This is a genomic window from Streptomyces sp. AC512_CC834 (genome assembly GCF_019049325.1).
GTDB lineage: Bacteria > Actinomycetota > Actinomycetes > Streptomycetales > Streptomycetaceae > Streptomyces.
On the sequence record NZ_JAGMUO010000013.1, the window covers coordinates 69,067 to 88,020 of the forward strand.

18 protein-coding genes are annotated in these 18,954 nt (G+C 72.8%); 10 read left to right on the top strand and 8 right to left on the bottom strand.

Translation table 11 applies throughout. The annotated features are described in order from the left end of the window. Position 1: 1 nt before the first annotated feature. A complete protein-coding gene (locus tag KUM40_RS03725) occupies positions 2-730 on the bottom strand; it encodes a ZIP family metal transporter (protein ID WP_217162761.1) in 729 nt (242 codons plus the stop codon). A gap of 131 nt (positions 731-861) precedes the next feature. Here KUM40_RS03725 and cobM point away from each other — a divergent pair, with 131 nt between their 5' ends. From cobM to cobC, 5 genes are read left to right on the top strand one after another with little or no spacing between them, the layout of a single operon-like run. After that, complete coding sequence (gene cobM / locus KUM40_RS03730; protein ID WP_217162763.1) at positions 862-1,710, top strand: precorrin-4 C(11)-methyltransferase; 849 nt, start codon at positions 862-864, stop codon at positions 1,708-1,710. Further along, positions 1,707-2,963: a precorrin-6y C5,15-methyltransferase (decarboxylating) subunit CbiE gene (cbiE, locus tag KUM40_RS03735; RefSeq protein ID WP_217162765.1), complete on the top strand. Its 1,257-nt coding sequence runs from the start codon at positions 1,707-1,709 to the stop codon at positions 2,961-2,963. Before cobM ends, cbiE begins: the two co-directional genes overlap by 4 nt. Then, positions 2,960-4,729 (top strand): precorrin-3B C(17)-methyltransferase, encoded by a 1,770-nt coding sequence (cobJ, locus tag KUM40_RS03740; RefSeq protein ID WP_254394495.1) that lies wholly within the window; start codon positions 2,960-2,962, stop codon positions 4,727-4,729. The genes cbiE and cobJ overlap by 4 nt, the downstream gene beginning before the upstream one ends. Beyond that, positions 4,726-5,631 carry a sirohydrochlorin chelatase gene (locus tag KUM40_RS03745; protein ID WP_217162767.1) on the top strand — a complete coding sequence of 302 codons (906 nt, stop codon included), beginning with the start codon at positions 4,726-4,728 and terminating at the stop codon, positions 5,629-5,631. The genes cobJ and KUM40_RS03745 overlap by 4 nt, the downstream gene beginning before the upstream one ends. Continuing rightward, complete coding sequence (gene cobC, locus KUM40_RS03750) at positions 5,615-6,751, top strand: Rv2231c family pyridoxal phosphate-dependent protein CobC (RefSeq protein WP_254394496.1); 1,137 nt, start codon at positions 5,615-5,617, stop codon at positions 6,749-6,751. The genes KUM40_RS03745 and cobC overlap by 17 nt, the downstream gene beginning before the upstream one ends. Before the next feature lie 124 nt (positions 6,752-6,875). On the opposite strand, the gene KUM40_RS03755 is transcribed toward cobC, so the two are convergent. The 4 genes from KUM40_RS03755 to KUM40_RS03770 form a co-directional block, all read right to left on the bottom strand. Beyond that, entirely contained in the window at positions 6,876-7,835 is a 960-nt protein-coding gene (locus KUM40_RS03755; protein WP_217162770.1) for an SCO1860 family LAETG-anchored protein, read from the bottom strand. A gap of 196 nt (positions 7,836-8,031) precedes the next feature. Then, positions 8,032-9,123: an amidohydrolase family protein gene (locus KUM40_RS03760; RefSeq protein ID WP_217162772.1), complete on the bottom strand. Its 1,092-nt coding sequence runs from the start codon at positions 9,121-9,123 to the stop codon at positions 8,032-8,034. A gap of 173 nt (positions 9,124-9,296) precedes the next feature. Continuing rightward, positions 9,297-10,478: a hypothetical protein gene (locus tag KUM40_RS03765; RefSeq protein WP_217162773.1), complete on the bottom strand. Its 1,182-nt coding sequence runs from the start codon at positions 10,476-10,478 to the stop codon at positions 9,297-9,299. Between the two features lie 213 nt (positions 10,479-10,691). Further along, positions 10,692-11,177 (bottom strand): hypothetical protein, encoded by a 486-nt coding sequence (locus KUM40_RS03770; RefSeq protein ID WP_217162775.1) that lies wholly within the window; start codon positions 11,175-11,177, stop codon positions 10,692-10,694. 264 nt (positions 11,178-11,441) lie between these two features. Here KUM40_RS03770 and KUM40_RS03775 point away from each other — a divergent pair, with 264 nt between their 5' ends. The 5 genes from KUM40_RS03775 (at position 11,442) to thpD (ending at position 16,222) form a co-directional block, all read left to right on the top strand. After that, positions 11,442-12,569 (top strand): aminotransferase class V-fold PLP-dependent enzyme, encoded by a 1,128-nt coding sequence (locus KUM40_RS03775; RefSeq protein WP_217162874.1) that lies wholly within the window; start codon positions 11,442-11,444, stop codon positions 12,567-12,569. A gap of 329 nt (positions 12,570-12,898) precedes the next feature. Continuing rightward, positions 12,899-13,411, top strand: coding sequence for a diaminobutyrate acetyltransferase (ectA, locus tag KUM40_RS03780; protein WP_217162777.1), 513 nt, complete (start codon positions 12,899-12,901; stop codon positions 13,409-13,411). Between the two features lie 127 nt (positions 13,412-13,538). Next, positions 13,539-14,810 carry a diaminobutyrate--2-oxoglutarate transaminase gene (ectB, locus tag KUM40_RS03785; protein ID WP_217162779.1) on the top strand — a complete coding sequence of 424 codons (1,272 nt, stop codon included), beginning with the start codon at positions 13,539-13,541 and terminating at the stop codon, positions 14,808-14,810. A 104-nt stretch (positions 14,811-14,914) separates the two neighbouring features. Next, entirely contained in the window at positions 14,915-15,313 is a 399-nt protein-coding gene (locus tag KUM40_RS03790) for an ectoine synthase (RefSeq protein WP_217162780.1), read from the top strand. A gap of 6 nt (positions 15,314-15,319) precedes the next feature. Further along, entirely contained in the window at positions 15,320-16,222 is a 903-nt protein-coding gene (thpD, locus tag KUM40_RS03795) for an ectoine hydroxylase (protein WP_217162783.1), read from the top strand. Between the two features lie 121 nt (positions 16,223-16,343). On the opposite strand, the gene KUM40_RS03800 is transcribed toward thpD, so the two are convergent. The 3 genes from KUM40_RS03800 to KUM40_RS03810 all read right to left on the bottom strand — a co-directional run bounded on the left by KUM40_RS03800 (position 16,344) and on the right by KUM40_RS03810 (position 18,849). Then, positions 16,344-17,447: an aminotransferase class V-fold PLP-dependent enzyme gene (locus KUM40_RS03800; protein ID WP_217162785.1), complete on the bottom strand. Its 1,104-nt coding sequence runs from the start codon at positions 17,445-17,447 to the stop codon at positions 16,344-16,346. 33 nt (positions 17,448-17,480) lie between these two features. Then, positions 17,481-18,155, bottom strand: a complete 675-nt coding sequence (locus KUM40_RS03805) for a DsbA family oxidoreductase (protein ID WP_217162787.1) — start codon at positions 18,153-18,155, stop codon at positions 17,481-17,483. 85 nt (positions 18,156-18,240) lie between these two features. Continuing rightward, positions 18,241-18,849 carry a DUF1349 domain-containing protein gene (locus KUM40_RS03810; protein WP_217162789.1) on the bottom strand — a complete coding sequence of 203 codons (609 nt, stop codon included), beginning with the start codon at positions 18,847-18,849 and terminating at the stop codon, positions 18,241-18,243. Positions 18,850-18,954: the final 105 nt, after the last annotated feature.

Consider the following 18,954-nt stretch of genomic DNA (forward strand, 5'->3'; position numbering starts at 1 on the left):
CTCAGTCGGCGATGCCCACCACCAGCCAGATGAACGCCGCTCCCGCGATCGTGCACAGCAGGGTCGAGCGGGCGGGGTGCTCGTGGTGGGCCTCGGGCAGGATCTCGGCCGCGGCGAGATAGAGGAGTACGCCGCCGAAGAGGCCGAGATAGGCGCCGAGCGCGCCCTCCGGGATCGTGAACAGGAGGGTGGAGGCCGCGCCGACGACGGGGGCCAGCGCGTCGGCGACCAGCATCGCGATCGCGCGGCGGCGGGCGTTCCCGTACAGGCTGGTCAGCGTGTAGGTGTTGAAGCCGTCGGCGAAGTCGTGGGCGATCACGGCCAGCGCCACCGCCGTGGCCATGCCGCCGCCGACCTGGAAGGCGGCGCCGATCGCCACGCCGTCCATCGCGCTGTGTCCGACCATCGCGGCGGCGGCCGTCAGGCCCACCTCGGGCGAACGGTGTCCGTGCTCGTCGGCGCCGTGCGCAGCGCGGCGGGCGGCCAACAGGCGTTCCACCAGGTGCGCGAGCAGGAATCCGGCGACGAAGAGCAGCAGTGCCGCGGGCACGCCGAACACCTCGTCGCCCGCCGCCTCGAGCGCCTCCGGCAGCAGGTCGAGGCCGACCACGCCCAGCATCAGGCCGCCGGCCAGGCCCAGGACCAGGTGGCGCCGGTCGGTCACGCGCTGTGCCGTCCAGCCGCCGGCCAGCGTCATCAGGAACGCGCCGAGCGCGACGAAGACCGCCATGGGCCCTTGGTATCCGATCACCCCGCGTTCACGCGCGTCCGACAGCAGCAACCGCAGTAAATATGCGCAGGATGCGCAGGAGAGGACCGAAAACGATGGATTCCGTGGGTTCTGTAGGTTCCGTGGGCTCCGTGGGGTCCACGGTTTCCGGCGCCGACGCCGACGCCGAGGCGCGGGGCGGTCGGGTGACCTTCGTCGGTGCCGGGCCCGGCGCCGCCGATCTGCTGACGTTTCGCGCCGCGCGTGCCATCGCCGAGGCCGACGTGGTGATCTGGGCGGCGAGCCTGGTCCAGGCGGAGGTCCTCCAGCACGCGCGGGAGGGCGCCGAGGTGCTGGACTCGGCGACGATGTCGCTGGAGGACGTCGTCGCCGTCTACCGGCGGGCCCGGGAGGAAGGGCTGCGGGTGGCCCGTATCCACTCGGGCGACCCGGCGCTGTGGGGCGGTACCCAGGAGCAGCTCGACCGGTGCGCGGAGCTCGGCATCGCGACCGAGATCGTGCCCGGTGTCTCGGCCTTCTCCGCGGTCGCCGCGCTCGCGCGGCGGGAGCTGACGATCCCGGAGGTCGCGCAGTCCGTGGTCCTCACCCGGCTCGGCGGCGGCAAGACGCCGATGCCGCCCGGGGAGGAGGTCCGCGAGTTCGCGAAGCACGGCACCACCATGGCGATCTTCCTGTCGGCGGCCCGCAGCGGTCAGTTGGTGCGGGAGCTGCTGGAGGGCGGTTATCCGACCGAGACGCCGGTCGTCGTCGCGTACCAGGCCACCTGGCCCGAGGAGCTGGTCGTGCGGTGCACGATCGGGACGCTGGAGGAGACGGTCAAGGAGCACAGGCTCTGGAAGCACACCCTGTTCCTGGTCGGCCCGGCCCTCGACGCGCACGGTACCCGCTCGCACCTGTACCACCCGGGGCACTTCCACGGCTATCGCAAGGCCGACCCCGAGGCGCGCCGTGAGTTGCGTTCGCGGGGTGCGAGCACGTGATCACCGTGGTCGGGACGGGGACCGGCGCGGCGACCGCCGGGGACTTCGCCGCCGGGGATGTCGCCGCCGGTGCGGAGCTGGTCGTCGGCGGGCGGCGGCATCTGGACGCCGTACGGCTGCCGGAGGGGGCCGAGACGGTCGTCCTCGGGGCGTTGGCCCCTGCCCTCGACACGGTCGCCGAGTATGTCGCGAAGGAGCGGCCGGTGGTCGTGCTGGCCTCCGGCGACCCGGGGTTCTTCGGGATCGTGCGGGCGCTGGCCGAGCGGTTCGGGCCGGAGCGGCTCGACGTCCGGCCCGGTGTCTCCTCCGTCGCCGCCGCCTTCGCGCGGGCCGGGCTGCCGTGGGACGACGCCGTGGTGGCCAGCGCGCACGGGCGGGACCTGCGGACGGCGGTGAACCTGTGCCGGGCGCACCCGAAGGTCGCCGTGCTGACGGGGCCGGGGGCCGGTCCCGCGGAGCTGGGGGCCGCGCTTCGGGGCGAGGCGCGGGTGCTCGTCGTCGCCCGTGCGCTGGGCTCGGCCGAGGAGCACGTGGAGCGGGTGACGCCCGCCGAGGCCGCCGTCCGGGACTGGGGGGCGGCGGTGAGCGTGGTGCTGTGCCTGGACGAGGCTCGGGTGCTGGGGCCGGTGCGGACCGTCGCGGGGCGGGGCTGCGGGCCCGCCGGGTGGGCGCTGGACGAGGACGCGTTCGCGCACCGGGACTCGATGATCACCAAGTTCGAGGTGCGGGCGCTGGCGCTGGCCCGGCTCGGCCCCCGCCCCGGCGACCTGGTGTGGGACGTCGGTGCGGGGTCCGGGTCCGTGGCCGTGGAGTGCGCGCGGCTGGGCGCCGCCGTCACCGCCGTCGAGAGGACGCCGGACGGTGTCGGGCGGGTCCGCGCCAACGCCGTCGCGCACGGCGTCGACGTACGGGTGGTGCACGGGGCGGCGCCCGCGGTGCTGTCGGAGCTGAACGACGACCCCGACCCCGATGCCGTCTTCGTGGGCGGTGGTGGAGGCGAACTGCCCGCGATCGTCGCCGAGTGCGCGCGGCGGGCCCGGCGCGCGGTGGTCGTCGCCGTGGCCGCGCTCGACCGGGTGCCGGCGGCCCGCGAGGCGCTGCTCGCGGCAGGGCTCGAGTGCGGCGGGGTGCTGTTGCAGTCGTCCCGGCTCGCGCCGCTGCCGGGGGACGTGACCCGGCTCGCGGCCACCAATCCCGTCTTCCTGCTGTGGGGCGTGAGGCCGCACAGCCGTACCGAAGGAGTCTCCCCTTGATCGGCCTCATCTCCGCCACGGCGGCGGGAGCGGCGGCGCGGGACCGGCTGGCCGCGGCGTGGCCGGACCGCACGCGGGTGTACGAGGGTCCCGTCGCGGACGCCGTACGGTCCGCGTTCGCCGAGTGCGAGCGGCTCGTGTGCTTCCTGGCCACGGGGGCCGTGGTCCGGCTCGTGGCGCCGCTGCTGGACGACAAGCGCACCGACCCGGGTGTGGTGTGCGTCGACGAGGGCGGGCGGTTCGCCGTGTCGCTGGTCGGCGGGCACGGGGGCGGTGCCAACGAACTCGCCCGCGCCGTCGGCGAGGTACTGGGCGCCGAGCCGGTGGTGACGACGGCGACGGACGCCGTGGGCCTGCCCGGCCTGGACACGCTCGGGCTGCCCGTGGAGGGCGACGTCGCCGGGGTCTCGCGGGCCCTGCTGGACGGTGTGCCGGTGGCTCTGCGCGCGGAGGTGGGCTGGCCGCTGCCGCCGCTGCCGGTGACGACCGAAGGCGCGGACGGGGCGTACTCGATCCGGTTGACGGACCGGCTGGTGGAGCCGGCCGGGCGCGAGGCCGTCCTGCGTCCGCCGTCCCTGGTCGTCGGCGTCGGCGCCTCCAGGGGCGCGCCGGTGGACGAGGTGCTCGGGCTGGTGGAGGACGCCCTGCGCGAGGCGGGGCTGTCCGCGGCGTCGGTCGCGGAACTGGCCACTGTGGACGCCAAGGCCGGGGAGCCGGGGATCGTCGGGGCCGCCGAGCGGCTGGGCGTGCCCCTGGTGACGTATCCCGCCGAGGCGCTGGCAGGTGTCGAGGTGCCCAACCCCTCCGACGCCCCGCTCGCGGCCGTGGGCACTCCGTCGGTCGCGGAGGCGGCGGCGCTGGTGCGCGGGGGCGAACTCCTCGTGCCGAAGCGGAAGTCGGCGGCGGTTCCCGCGATGGCGACCTGCGCGGTCGTACGGCGTCCCGGGCGCGGGCGGCTCGCGGTGGTCGGGCTCGGGCCCGGCGCCCGGGACCTGGTGACGCCGCGGGCGCGGGCGGAGCTGCGGCGCGCCTCGGTGCTGGTCGGCCTGGACCAGTACGTCGACCAGATCCGCGACCTGCTGCGGCCCGGCACGCGGGTCCTCGAGTCGGGACTCGGCGCCGAGGAGGAGCGGGCCCGGACGGCGGTCGAGGAGGCCCGGCGCGGGCACGCGGTCGCGCTGATCGGCAGCGGGGACGCCGGGGTGTACGCCATGGCCTCGCCCGCGCTGGCCGAGGCGTCCGACGACATCGACGTGGTCGGGGTGCCGGGCGTGACGGCGGCGCTGGCGGCCGGGGCGATCCTGGGCGCGCCGCTCGGCCACGACCACGTGTCGATCAGCCTGTCCGACCTGCACACGCCGTGGGAGGTCATCGAGCGGCGGGTGCGGGCGGCGGCCGAGGCAGACCTCGTGGTGACGTTCTACAACCCGCGCAGCCGGGGCCGCGACTGGCAGTTGCCCGAGGCGCTCGCGATCCTCGCGGCGCACCGGGAGCCGACGACGCCGGTGGGTGTCGTGCGCAACGCGTCGCGTGCCGACGAGTCGAGCCGTCTGACCACGCTCGCCGCTCTCGACCCGGCGACGGTCGACATGATGACGGTCGTGACGGTGGGCAACACCGCGACCCGGGAGATCGCCGGGCGCATGGTGACGCCGCGCGGCTACCGCTGGCAGACGGACGACACCGCGCCGCGCGAAGAGAACCCCGTTTCATCCGAAGTATCCGCGGCATCCGAGAACTCCGAAAACTCCGAGGAGAACCTGTGACCACCCCGCCCGCCCTGCTCATCGCCGGACACGGCACCCGGGACGAGGCCGGAGCCGAGGCGTTCCGTGACTTCGTGCGGGAACTGGGCCGCCGCCACCCCGAACTGCCCGTCGCGGGCGGCTTCATCGAGCTGTCCCCGCCCCCGCTGGGCGAGGCGGTCGCCGAACTGGTCGAGCGCGGTGTGCGCCGGTTCGCCGCGGTGCCGCTGATGCTGGTGTCCGCCGGGCACGCCAAGGGGGACATCCCGGCGGCGCTGTCCCGTGAGCGGGAGCGTCACACCGGCATCTCCTACACGTACGGGCGTCCGCTGGGCCCGCATCCCGCGCTGCTGCGCGTACTGGAGCGGCGGCTGGCGGAGGCGGTCGACCCGGCCTGGGACCCCGCCGAGGTGACGGTGCTGCTGGTCGGGCGCGGGTCCACGGACCCGGACGCCAACGCCGAGGTGTTCAAGGCGGCGCGGCTGCTGTGGGAGGGGCGCGGATACGCGGCGGTGGAGACGGCGTTCGTGTCGCTGGCGAAGCCGGACGTGCCGGGCGGCCTGGACCGGTGTGTGCGGCTGGGGGCGCGGCGGGTCGTGGTCCTGCCGTACTTCCTGTTCACCGGCATCCTCCCGGACCGGGTCCGGCGCCAGACCGAGGAGTGGGCCGCCGCGCATCCGGAGACCGGGGTGCGGTCGGCGGACGTGATCGGTCCCGAGCCGGAGCTGCTGGACCTGGTCTGGGAGCGGTACGAGGAGGCCGTCAAGGGCGACCTGCGGATGAACTGCGACAGTTGCGTGTACCGGATCGCGCTGCCGGGGTTCGAGGACAAGGTGGGGCTGCCGCAGCAGCCGCACTTCCACCCCGACGACGACGGCGATCACCACCACGGGCACCATCACGGGCATGGACACGCACACTGAGGCCGCCGCCGGGGCCGGGGCCGGGGCCGGGGCCGGGGCCGGACCCGGCGGCCCGGACCTGCGGCACCACGGGGACGCCGAGGTCCGCGACGACGGCTCTGCGCTGGTGGACCTCGCGGTGAACGTCCGCGCGGACACTCCCCCGGCCTGGCTGCGCGCGCACGTGGCCGCCTCGCTCGGTTCCCTCGCGGCCTACCCGGACGGGCGGGCCGCGCGGGCGGCGGTGGCGGCGCGGCACGGGCTGCCGGTGGAGCGGGTGCTGCTGACGGCGGGCGCGGCGGAGGCGTTCGTGCTGCTTGCGCGGGCGCTGAAGGTGCGTCGGCCGGTCGTGGTGCACCCCCAGTTCACGGAGCCGGAGGCGGCGCTGCGGGACGCGGGGCACACGGTCGGCCGGGTACTGCTGAGGGAGGCGGACGGCTTCCGCCTGGACCCTGCCGCCGTCCCGGACGACGCCGACCTGGTGGTGGTCGGCAACCCGACCAACCCCACGTCGGTGCTGCATCCGGCGGCCTCGCTCACGGAACTGGCCCGTCCCGGGCGGACGCTGGTCGTGGACGAGGCGTTCATGGACGCGGTGCCCGGTGAGCGGGAGGCGCTGGCCGGGCGCACGGACGTACCCGGGCTTGTCGTGCTGCGCAGCCTCACCAAGACGTGGGGGCTGGCAGGGCTGCGCATCGGCTACGTCCTGGCCGCCCCGGAGACGATCACCGAGCTGGAGCGCGCGCAGCCCCTGTGGCCGGTGTCCACGCCCGCGCTGGCGGCCGCCGAGGCGTGCGTGGCGCCGCGGGCGCTGGCGGAGGCCGCCCACGCCGCCCACCGTGTCGCCGCCGACCGGGACCGTCTCGTCGCCGGGCTGACGCGGTTCGCCGGTGCCGGAGTGCGGGTCGCCGGACCTGCCGAGGGTCCCTTCGTCCTCGTCCGGCTCCCGCACGCCACCGCCGTACGCCACCGGCTGCGCGGCCTCGGGTACGCGGTGCGGCGCGGGGACACGTTCCCGGGGCTGGGCGAGGAGTGGCTGCGCCTGGCGGTACGGGACCGGGCGACGACGGACGGATTCCTGCGCGCGCTGGAACGAGCGCTGGAGCGGGCGGTGGAAGGGGCGGTGGCGGAACCGGCCTGAGGCGTGCCGGGTGCGACATGCCGCGCCCCGGCCGGCTCCTCCCCCTCGTGATTCGTGCGTGGTGCGTGGTGCGTGGTGCGTGGTGCGTGGCGTGTGGCGCGTGGCGCGTGGCGCGTGTGCGTGGTCAGCCGCGCCTGCGCCGGGCCAGGAGCAGGGCTCCCCCGCCCGCCAGGACCAGGGCGGCGGCGCCCGCCGCGACATACGGCGTCGCCGAACTGCCGCCGGTCTCGGCCAGGTCGGCCTCGGTGCGGGCGCCCTGGGCCTTCACGTCGGCGGCCGGTTCAGCGGCGGGCTCCGCGTCCTGGTCGCCCCGATCGGCCTGGTCGTCCTGGTCGTTCTGCTCGGCCGGCGGTTCCTCGGCCTTCGCCGGGGACTCGCACGTGGCCTCGGCAAGGGTCACGGTGCCGTCGACCTCGGCGACGTTCAGGTCGAGGGGGTTGATGGACAGCTTGAGTTCGAGGGCAGTGGCGGCGGCCGTGCGCGAGGTGGTCCCGGTCTTCGAGAGGTCGAGCCGTACCTCGCCGACGCCGGGCACCTTCACCTCGGTCGGCCCGCCGGTGCTCAGCGTGACCTTCTTGCCGAGGACCGTCACCGTGCCCAGCAGGTTGGCGTCCGCGACCGGCTGCTTCCCGGCCTCGCAGGTCGCCCTGGAGGTGACCTGCTCGACCTCGACGACCGAGAGCAGGGGCAGCCCGGGGACGTGGAGCCTGGCGCGGGCCAGGGTGACGGAGCCCTCGCTCTTGTCCGCGGTCGCCGTCGCCCTGGCCTCGGCGACGTCGGCGCGCAGGACGCTGAAGGGCTTTCCGCCGTCGACGCCGTCGAGCCGGGCGGTGAGCGCGGTCTTCTCGGCGCTCTCGGGTGCCTGCACCTCGTTGAGGGTGACCGCGAGCGGGACGTTCACGGTCTTGTTGAGCAGGGAGACGTCGAGCCCGGTGCGCAGGACGGTGGCGCTCGCGCGGCCGTGGTCGCCGGTCGCGTGGGCGGACCCCGCGGCTGCCAGGGTCGCGGGACCCGCGGCCAGGGCGGTGGCCGCCGCGACGGTGACGAGACGGCGTGCGGGCATGCGGAAGGTGTTGCCGTTCAAGGTGGTGGGACCCCCAGTGAGACATGCGTGCGGAACACGCATGAGCGACATGCTTGGGACCCGGAAAGAATGTCCCCGCGTTCGCCCAACCGTCAGCGATCCCGGGGCACTTCACCCCTTCGTGGGGTTTTGGCGAATCTTTTCGAATCCCTTCACATCTCTGTGCACGGGTGTTCCCCCGCGTCACTCTTGTCGGCTAACCGACGACCCGCCCGTTGAGTACCACCCGGCGCGGATCGACGAGCACGCGCACGTCCGCGCGCGGGTCCTGCTCGTACACCACCAGGTCCGCCGGTGCGCCCTCGTCAAGGCCGGGACGGCCGAGCCAGCTCCGCGCGGCCCAGGTGGTGGCGGCGAGGGCCTCGACGGGCGGGATGCCGGCGGTGACCAGTTCCGCGACCTCCGCCCCGGCCAGTCCGTGGGCGAGGGAGCCTCCCGCGTCGGTGCCGACGAAGACCGGGATCCCGGCGTCGTAGGCGTTGCGGACGGTCTCGTAGCGGCGTTCGTGGAGTCGGCGCATATGGGCCGACCAGCGGGGGAAGCGCGACTCGCCGCCGTCGGCGAGTGCCGGGAAGGTGGCGATGTTGACGAGGGTCGGCACGATGGCGACGCCCCGCTCGGCGAAGAGGGGGATCGTGTCGTCCGTCAGCCCCGTGGCGTGTTCGATGCAGTCGATGCCGGCCTCGACCAGGTCGCGCAGGGAGTCCTCGGCGAAGCAGTGCGCGGTGACGCGGGCGCCCAGGCGGTGGGCCTCGGCGATCGCCGCCTCGACGGCGCCGCGCGGCCAGCAGGCCGACAGGTCGCCGAGGTCGCGGTCGATCCAGTCGCCGACCAGCTTGACCCAGCCGTCACCGCGCCGGGCCTCCTGGGCGACGTACGCGACGAGATCCTCGGGCTCGACCTCCCAGGCGTAGTTGCGGATGTAGCGGCGGGTGCGGGCGATGTGCCGGCCGGCCCGGATGATCTTCGGGAGGTCCTCGCGGTCGTCGATCCATCGGGTGTCCGAGGGGGAGCCCGCGTCGCGGATGAGGAGGGTGCCCGCCTCGCGGTCGGTCAGCGCCTGCTCCTCGGCGACGGCCTCGGGGACGGCCCCGTGCTGGTCGAGGCCGACGTGGCAGTGCGCGTCGACCAGGCCGGGCAGCGCCCACCCCTCGACGGTGCGGACGTCCGCCGCGCCGGTGGGGCGGTCGTACGAGATCCGGCCGCCGATCACCCACACCTCGTCGCGGACCTCGTCCGGTCCGACGAGCACCCGCCCCTTCACGTGCAGCACCCTGCGATCGCTCATGCCCCGCACCTTAGATCGCACCGGATCGCAATGGACCTCGGGGTCGGTACGGGCTCCGACAGTCCGACAGTCCGACAGGGAGAGGAGTCCGGGTTCGGCCCGGGCGACGTTCGCGGCGGGCCCGAAGGAACGACCCGAAGGAGCGGCCCGAAGGAGCGACCCGAAGGAGCGGCTCAGCCGGAGAAACGTGTGCGGCGGCGCAGGCGACGACGGGCGCGGCGGGCGACCACCCGCAGGAGGTCCTGGGCGGTGACCTTGCGGACCGGGCGGTTCTCGATGGCGTCGGAGTATGACCGCTCGGCCTGCCGGGACGATGCCAGGGCCGAGCCCGCGCGGATCCCGCCGAGTACCGCTTCCACGGCTGCGGCGGTGGGAATCCCGGCCGGGGCGGTGGGCTCGGCGGTGCCGTCTGCGCGCCGGGTCAGGGTGGACAGGTCGCCGATGACCCGGACGCCGAGGGCGGAGATGTTCGCGACCATCTCCGCGGCCACCTCGGCCGCCGCGGTCTCGGCCCAGGCCGGGGTGGTGATCCGTGGCTCGCCGGAGGACGGCTTGTAGGCCTGCATCTGCGGGACCACTCCCTCGCGCACCACCTTGCCCCTGGGCAACTCGAGCTCCCGGAGCCTGCGGTTGAGCCGTACGACGAGTTCCGTCTGGCTGTGTGTCAGGGAGCGGTTGGCGCCACCGTCGCCCTCCTCCGGTAGGAGTGTCCCCTCCGGCAGGCCGAGCAGTTCCTCGAAGACCCGGAACAGCCGCAGCGGTTCGGCATCGTTGACCACGACCACCGTGACGTTGTCCAGGCCGACGGCGTCGGCCCACCGCGTGAGGAGGGCGTCGTGCCGCTGCCGGTGCCAGAAATCGGGTGTCGGTTTCTCGTACGGGGGCTTGCGGAGCATGCCGTCGAGCCATTCGTCATAGGATTCGCACAGCCCGTGCTTGACGTATTGCTGCCAGTGCGAGGGGAGAATCCTGTGCAGTGGCCGCAGGGTCACGACGACGTGTACGCCCGTGCCACCCAGCCCTTTCACCACGGCCTGCGCCGCGTCGGCGTCCGCCTGTGAGAAGAATTCGCTGCTGATCGCCACGCGCCGGTCACCGGCCTCGGCGACTTCCGCGCAGAACACGTCCCAGAGCGCCCTTTTGGCGACCCCGGCCTCGGTCAGCGGGTCCGCGGTGGTGATCGCCGCGGCCGGCTCCTTGGCCTGGCGCCCCTTGCCCGCGTACACCACCCCGTGTCTCGCCAGCTCTTCGCGCGCCTGGTGGAACGCCCCCTGCAGCGCGGTCGTTCCCGTCTTGTGCGGCCCGATGTGCAGCAACCGCGTTCCGGGCGCGACGGTAAAACGGTCCTCGGACATGCGGAATCCGAACTCCCTTTGACGCCGGCGTTGATGATTCGACCCTGCCGTGAACTCCGCGTCCACGTCGACAACTTCCGCATGAGAATCGGATAAGGGTCTTTCCGTCCGCCTCGCATTGTCCGTGCCGATGCCCTCCGGCCGGATTCCGGATGAAGAGCGGCACCATGTCGATCACCGGCAGGGGCCGCCCTGTCTACGGCCGGGGCCCGGTCACCGGCTGTCGCCGCGCGCTGCCGCGCGGGCGCGCAGTTCCTTCGTGTACCCGGCGCCGACGGCGCTCGCAACGGCGGTGAGGGCGAGGACGGCGGTGGCGGGGGTGACGTAGCCGGGGACGTCGTCGGTGGCGTACTCGCCGCCGTCCTCGGTCTCGCAGACGAAGTCCAACGGCAGGAAGGAGACCGACTGGTCGACGACGTGCATGGCACGCTCCTCGTACCCGGGCATCCGGCAGGGAACCGCGGGCGCGGAGCCGGCGCCGGAGTCGTCCGACGCCATTTCGGCGCCCGCCAGGTGCAGCAGACCCCAGGCGTACGCCACGAGCGCGGCCGCACCGGCGAACGCGGCCAGGGCGTGGAGCGGCTGCCCGGGGCGCGGGCCCCGGGCGCGCCGGGCGGCGAGGACGCTCCCGCCGTGGCCGGCCAGGCCGACTGCGGACACCACGGCGACCACGACGAGCAGCAGGAGTACCAGGAACACGAGGGTCAGTCCATCAGGTGGTGGCCCCTTCGGCTGTGGCGGAAGCCACGATTCCGGGCGTGGGGGTGTCGCAACGGATGACCTCCCCCGCGAGTGACGACGGGGCGCGCGGTTACTCTCGACTCCGTACGCGGCGTATGCGCGCCCGTACACGACGTACCCGCGACGTACCCGCGACGCACTCGCTTCGCAGCCGCGTCGCAGCGCGTCGTAGCCCTGTCGTAGCCGCGTCGTAGCCTGCCCGTGAGCGAAGAGAGCACCGTCGTGACCCATCCCTTCCTGGACCTGGCCCCGCTGACCGCCGGCCGTTTCGCCGCGATCGAGGACCGGGTCGCGCGCCTGCTCGGCACCGGGCAGGACGTCGTGGTCATGCAGGGTGAGGCGCTGCTGCCGCTGGAGGGCGCGATCCGCGCCGCCGCCGGTCCCGGGACCGTCGCGCTGAACGTCGTCACGGGGCCGTACGGGCAGACCTTCGGGAACTGGCTGCGGGACTGCGGCGCGACCGTGCACGACCTGGCCGTGCCGTTCCGCGCGGCCGTCTCCGCCGAGCAGGTCGGCCAGGCCCTGGCCGAGCATCCGGAGATCGACTTCGTGTCCCTGGTGCACGCCGAGGCGGCGACCGGGAACACCAACCCGGTCGCGGAGATCGGTGCGGCGGTACGGGCGCACGGCGCGCTGTTCTACCTGGACGCCGTGGCCTCCGTGGGGGCCGAGCCGGTGCTGCCGGACGCGTGGGGTGTGGACCTGTGCGTCATCGGCGCGCAGAAGGCGATGGGCGGTCCGGCCGGGGTGTCGGCGGTGTCGGTGAGCGAGCGGGCGTGGGCGCGGATGGCCGCGAACCCGAACGCTCCGCGGCGGTCGTACCTGTCGCTCCTCGACTGGAAGGAGCGCTGGATCGACGGCGGGCGCAAGGCGCTGCCGCACGCGCCGGCGCAGTTGGAGATGCTCGCGCTCGAGGCGTGCGTGGAGCGCATCGAGGCTCAGGGCGCGGAGACGGTGATGGCGCGGCACGCGTCCGCCGCGGCGGCGACCCGGGCCGGTGCACTCGCGCTGGGCGGTCTGGAGCCGTACGTGTTCGAGGCGAAGGACGCGGCGCCGGTCGCGACGACGCTGCGGACGCCGTCGGACGTCGACGCGTCCGCGCTGGTGGCCCGGGCCCTGCAGGCCGACCCGGCGCTGCCGCTGGCGGCGGGCGGGGGCTCGCTGGCCGGCGAGATGATCCGGGTCAACCACTACGGTCCGGACGCGACGCGCGGGGCCGTGCGGGGCTGCCTGGCGGCACTGGGTGCCGCGCTGGCCGAGCGGGGTCTGAAGGCCGACCCGGAGGCCGCCCGGCGGGCCGTCGAGGAGGCGTGGGAGCGGCCGGCCGGAGCCGGCCTTTCGGAAGGATGAATTCGACGGAATTCCCGAAGTCCACACGATCAGAATTAGGGAATTCCACTCAGCGCAGCTTCCCGTATTCTTCTGCCCGCTTTCCCCGGACCTAAACACAAAAGTTCCACGAACCCCGATCTGCGCATTTCGGGCACACCTCGCACGGGTTACGCGATTGTGACCCGATCCACATGCTGCCCGTTTTGCGGCTTACCGCCCGGTCAAATCAACACATCTCGCCGCCGTCTCGCGCGGAAGCACGCGCCCGCGTGATACCACATCAGGCGCTCATTCGTAACCCCTTTCGGCGATGCAATTTCGAATTTCCCTGGGTAAATTCAATTTGCATGACTGCCGCGCAAGCAGACCTACAAATCGATCGTCCGAGAGTGGCCGACGGGGCCGCCCTGTGGCGGATAGCGAGGGATTCCGAGGTCCTCGACCTGAACTCGTCCTACAGCTATCTGCTCTGGTGCCGGGACTTCGCCGCCACGTCGGCCGTCGCCCGCGACGAGCGCGGTGAGCCGGTCGGCTTCGTCACCGGTTACGTACGGCCTGACCGGCCGGACACCCTGCTCGTGTGGCAGGTGGCGGTGGACGCGGCGTACCGTGGTCGAAGGCTGGCCGGCACCCTGCTCGACGGGCTGGCCGACCGGACCGTCGCGGAGCTCGGGCTGACCACCCTGGAGACCACCATCTCCCCCGACAACACCGCCTCCCAGCGGCTGTTCACCTCGTTCGCCGAGCGACGCGGCGCCCGGCTGGAGCGCGAGGTGCTGTTCGACACGGAGCTGTTCCCCGACGGACCCCACGAGCCCGAGGTCCTGTACCGCATAGGTCCCCTGTCCGCCACCGGCTGACCGACCGACCCCCGGACGGCCCGGCACCCCGTGCCAGTCCGGTCCCACAGACTTCCCGCGGACCGCACCGGTCCCCGGACCGTACGACCTTCCTCTCCCACCCTCACCCCACGAGGAGCGATTCGTCGTGACCATCACCCAGCCCGACCTCAGCGTCTTCGAGACCGTAGAGTCCGAGGTGCGCAGCTACTGCCGCGGCTGGCCCACCATCTTCGACCGTGCGGTCGGCAGCCGCATGTACGACGAGGACGGCCACGAGTACCTCGACTTCTTCGCCGGAGCGGGCACACTCAACTACGGGCACAACAACGCGGTCCTGAAACGCGCGCTGATCGACTACCTGGAGCGGGACGGCGTCACGCACGGTCTCGACATGTCGACCACCGCGAAGCGCCGATTCCTGGAGACGTTCCAGAACATCGTCCTGCGGCCCCGCGACCTGCCGTACAAGGTCATGTTCCCCGGCCCGACGGGCACCAACGCCGTCGAGTCCGCGCTCAAGCTGGCGCGCAAGGTGAAGGGGCGCGAGTCGATCGTGTCGTTCACCAACGCCTTCCACGGCATGTCGCTGGGCTCGCTCGCCGTGACCGGCAACGCGTTCAAGCGGGCCGGCGCCGGCATCCCGCTGGTGCACGGCACGCCCATGCCGTTCGACAACTACTTCGACGGCACGGTCGAGGACTTCCTGTGGTTCGAGCGGCTGCTCGAGGACCAGGGTTCCGGCCTGAACAAGCCGGCCGCGGTGATCGTCGAGACCGTGCAGGGCGAGGGCGGCATCAACGTCGCCCGGGTCGAGTGGCTGCGTGCCCTGGCCGCCCTGTGCGAGCGCCAGGACATGCTGCTCATCGTCGACGACATCCAGATGGGCTGCGGCCGTACCGGCGCCTTCTTCTCCTTCGAGGAGGCGGGCATCACGCCGGACATCGTCACCGTCTCCAAGTCGATCAGCGGCTACGGCATGCCGATGGCGCTGACCCTGTTCAAGCCCGAGCTGGACGTCTGGGAGCCGGGCGAGCACAACGGCACCTTCCGCGGCAACAACCCCGCCTTCGTCACGGCGACGGCCACGCTGGAGGCCTACTGGGCCGACGGTTCGGCGATGGAGAAGCAGACCCGCAAGCGCGGCGAGCAGGTCGAGCAGCACATGATCGCCATCACCGAGGAAAACCTCGCCGACGTCAAGGAGTACCGGGGCCGCGGCCTGGTCTGGGGCCTGGAGTTCCACGACAAGGACCGCGCCGGGAAGGTCGCGAAGCGCGCCTTCGAGCTGGGGCTGCTGATCGAGACGTCCGGCCCCGAGAGCGAGGTCGTCAAGCTGCTGCCGGCGCTCACCATCACGCCCGAGGAGATGGACGAGGGCATGAAGACCCTCGCCCGGGCCGTGCGCGAGACCGCGTGACCGTGCGGCAGGACCACCACTGATGCTTCCGGCGCCTTCGGCCCGCGCGGCCGAAGGCGCCGGGGATCCATGCACACCCTTCACCTAGGAGGCATCGCAACACCGTGATCGTCCGTTCGTTCAAGGAGTTCGAAGGCACCGACCGGCACGTGAAGAGCGCGTCCGGCACATGGGAGAGCACGCGGATCGTCCTCGCCAAGGAGAAGGTCGGCTTCTCCGTGCACGAGACGATTCTGTACGCGGGTACGGAGACGTCGATGTGGTACGCGAACCACATCGAGGCCGTCGTCTGCACCAAGGGCGACGCCGAGTTGACCGACCGTGAGACGGGGAAGACTTACCACATCACGCCGGGCACGATGTATCTCCTCAACGGCCATGAGCGGCACACGCTCAAGGTCAAGGAGGACTTTCACTGCATCTGTGTCTTCAACCCGCCCGTGACCGGACGGGAGGATCACGACGAGAACGGCGTCTACCCGCTGCTCACCGAGGAGGTGTGAGTCACCGTGACCACGACCACGACCACGAACGTCACCGATCTCTATCCCACCCGCGGCGCCACCGAGGTGGCAACCCCTCGGCAGGACCCGGTCGTCTGGGGCTCCCCGGACGCGCCGGGGCCGGTCTCGCGGGGTGACCTGCAGTCCCTGGACCGCGACGGGTTCCTCGCCATCGACCAGCTCATCGGGCCGGACGAGATCGGCGAGTACCAGCGTGAGCTGGAGCGGCTCACCAGCGACCCCGCCATCCGCGAGGACGAGCGCTCGATCGTCGAGCCGAAGTCCCAGGAGATCCGTTCGGTCTTCGAAGTGCACAAGATCAGCGAGATCTTCGCGAAACTCGTGCACGACGAGCGCGTGGTCGGCCGGGCCCGGCAGATCCTCGGTTCGGACGTCTACGTCCACCAGTCGCGGATCAACGTCAAGCCGGGCTTCGGAGCCAGCGGCTTCTACTGGCACTCGGACTTCGAGACCTGGCACGCCGAGGACGGTCTGTCCAACATGCGGACGATCTCGGTCTCGATCGCACTCACCGAGAACTACGACACCAACGGCGGTCTGATGATCATGCCGGGGTCGCACAAGACGTTCCTCGGGTGCGCGGGGGCCACGCCGAAGGACAACTACAAGAGGTCCCTGCAGATGCAGGACGCGGGGATCCCGTCCGACGAGGCGCTGACGAAGATGGCCTCCGAGTACGGCGTCAAGCTGTTCACCGGCAAGGCCGGCTCGGCGACCTGGTTCGACTGCAACTGCATGCACGGGTCGGGCGACAACATCACGCCGTTCCCGCGCAGCAACGTGTTCATCGTGTTCAACAGCGTGGAGAACACGGCGGTCGAGCCGTTCTCGGCTCCGATCCGGCGGCCGGACTTCATCGGGGCGCGGGACTTCACGCCGGTGAAGTGACCCGCGGCTGATCTCGGGCAGGGGCCTTTTCGTGTGGGACGGGAGGCCCCTGCCCGATACTTGTTCCGGTCCGGCGGCGCCGGACCGGTCCGGACCGGTGCCGTGTCGGCACGGGGCCGCCTCAGCCTGCCGGCAGGTCCAGCACGTCCAGCAGGCGGTCGACGTCGGCCGCGGTATTGTACACGTGGAAGGCGGCCCGCAGATTGCCCGCCCGGTCGGAGACCTGGACGCCGGCCCGGCCGAGCTCGCCCTGCCGGTGGCCGAGTCCGGGCACCGACACGATCGCCGAGCCCGGCGCGGGCACCGGCTCGTGGCCCAGCGAGCGCACCCCCGCGCGGAACCGGTCCGCAAGGCCGGTGTCGTGGGCGTGCACGGCGTCCACGCCGAGTTCCTCGATCAGGGCCAGCGAGCGCAGCGCGCCCGTGTACGAGAACAGGGCGGGACTCTCGTCGTAGCGCCGGGCGGAGTGCGCGAGCTCCTCGACGGGGCCGTAGCAACTGTCCCAGGGGTGCTCGCCCGACGCCCACCCGGCGAACAGCGGCCTCAGCCCGGCCGCCGCTCCCAGGTCATCCGGTACGACGAGGAAGGCGACGCCGCGCGGGCAGAGCACCCACTTGTAGGCGACGGCGGCCACGAAGTCGAAGTCGTCCGCGGCGAGCGGCAGCCACCCGTTCGACTGCGAGGCGTCGATCAGCGTCCGCGCCCCGTGGGCCCGTGCGGCGTCCCGCAGCGCGGCGAGGTCGGCGAGCCGCCCGTCGGCGGACTGGACGGAGCTGACCGCGACGAGCGCGGTGTCCGGACCCACCGACTCGGCGATCCGCTCCAGCGGCACGCTGCGCACCTTCAGATCGCCGCGCGTGTACAGCGGGTTCACCAGGGAGCTGAAGTCGGCCTCGGCGGTGAGCACTTCGGCCCCCGGGGGCAGCGAGGCGGCGACGAGCCCGCTGAACGTGGCGACGGACGCCCCGGTCGCCACCCGGGTGGCGGGCACCCCCACGAGCCGGGCGTACGCGGCGCGGGACGCCTCGACGTCGGCGAACATGTCGAGCGGCTGCCCGTCCGCGGCGGACGCCGCCGCGTCGCGCATGGCCACGAGGGTCCGCGCGGGGAGCAGGCCGGTGCTGGCGGTGTTCAGGTACGTGGTCTTCGGGGCGAACTCGGTGCGGACGAGATTCTCGAAGCTCTCCATGGCACCACTGTGCGGCCCCCGGACCTCCCCGTCCATCGCGTATTTCTACGCGGTTTCTCCAAGCAACGCTTATGTACGCGCGCTGGCCTGCGGCTTCGGCGGCGTGCGCTCGCCCCATGCCTGCGTCAGCGCCTGGGTGAAGACCTCGGCGGGCTGGGCGCCGGAGACGCCGTAGGCGCGGTCGAGCACGAAGAAGGGCACGCCGGTGGCCCCGAGCCGGTCGGCCTCGCGCTCGTCGGCGCGCACCTCGTCGGCGTAGGCGGCGGGGTCGGCGAGCACCGCGCGGGCCTCGTCCGCGTCCAGGCCGGCGGACCCGGCCAGCTCCACGAGCCGCTCGTCGTCGTTGAACACGGAACGCTCGTCCGCGAAGTTGGCCCGGTAGAACGCGTCAAGGAGCGCCTTGTGCCGACCCCGCTCCTTGGCGAGGTGCAGCAGCCGGTGCAGGTCGAAGGTGCTGCCGTGATCACGGCCCCGGGTGCGGTAGTCGAGGCCCTCGGCGGCGGCCTGCGCGCCGAGGTTGTCCTCACCGGCCCGCGCCTGCGCCTCGCTCATGCCGTACTTGGCGGTGAGCATCGTCAGCACGGGCTGCACGTCGTCCTTGGCCCGCCCGGGGTCCAGCTCGAACGACCGGTGGACCACCTCGACACCGTCGCGGTGCGGGAAGGCCGCCAGCGCCTTCTCGAAGCGGGCCTTGCCCACGTAGCACCAGGGGCAGGCGATGTCGCTCCAGATCTCGACGCGCATGTCTCGGCTCTTCTCCAGGTCGTACGGCCGCGGAGACCCTCTCCACCCATACGTGAACGTTCAACCAGCCGGTCCCATTCCCCGGTCAGTGGCCGTCCCGCAGGTCCCCGGGCCAGGTCGGCCGGAACTCCAGGTGGTCGTACGTCACCGTGCAGCCCTCCCCCGTCGGCGCCTGGGCCAGGAAGCCGACCAGGGCCGTGCCGGTCTCCTCCTCCTCGCCCAGGGTGAACAGCCGGACGAAGGTCCAACGCTCACCGTCGAGGGAGGCGTGGAAGGCGAAGGCCCGTCCGCTGCGGCTGACCCGGAGCCAGACGGAGTCTCCCTCCACCGTGAAGGAGTTGCAGTCGTCGGAGTGCCCCCGGGTGACCACCGTGCAGACGGTGGCCACGTCCGGGGAGTACTCCAGACACAGCTTGGCCCAGGCCCGCTCCCCCACGTGCACATAGAGCACCCCGGCGTCGAAGGCCCCCTTGAACCCGACGGTGACACGGGCGATGAGCTGAAAGTCCCCGTCGGGCGCCCCCAGCAGCCGCGGCGCGTCGGACGCGGGCTCCAGCGATTCGCCGGTGGGTGGCACGAACCGGTCCTGCCGGGGCCCGGCGACCCCGGTGAGTACGCCGTCCGCGTAGGCCCAGTTGCCGTGGGGCCCATGGGAGCGGAGGGGAAACGGCAGTTCGGGAAGTTCAAGGCTCATAGCCTGATCATCCCAGGTCCGGGCCGCGTACCTGAGGGGCGCGGGGCTCTGTCGATTTGCGGCTCCGCCGCGCGGGCGCGACCAGCCACGACGGCGCGGCAGACC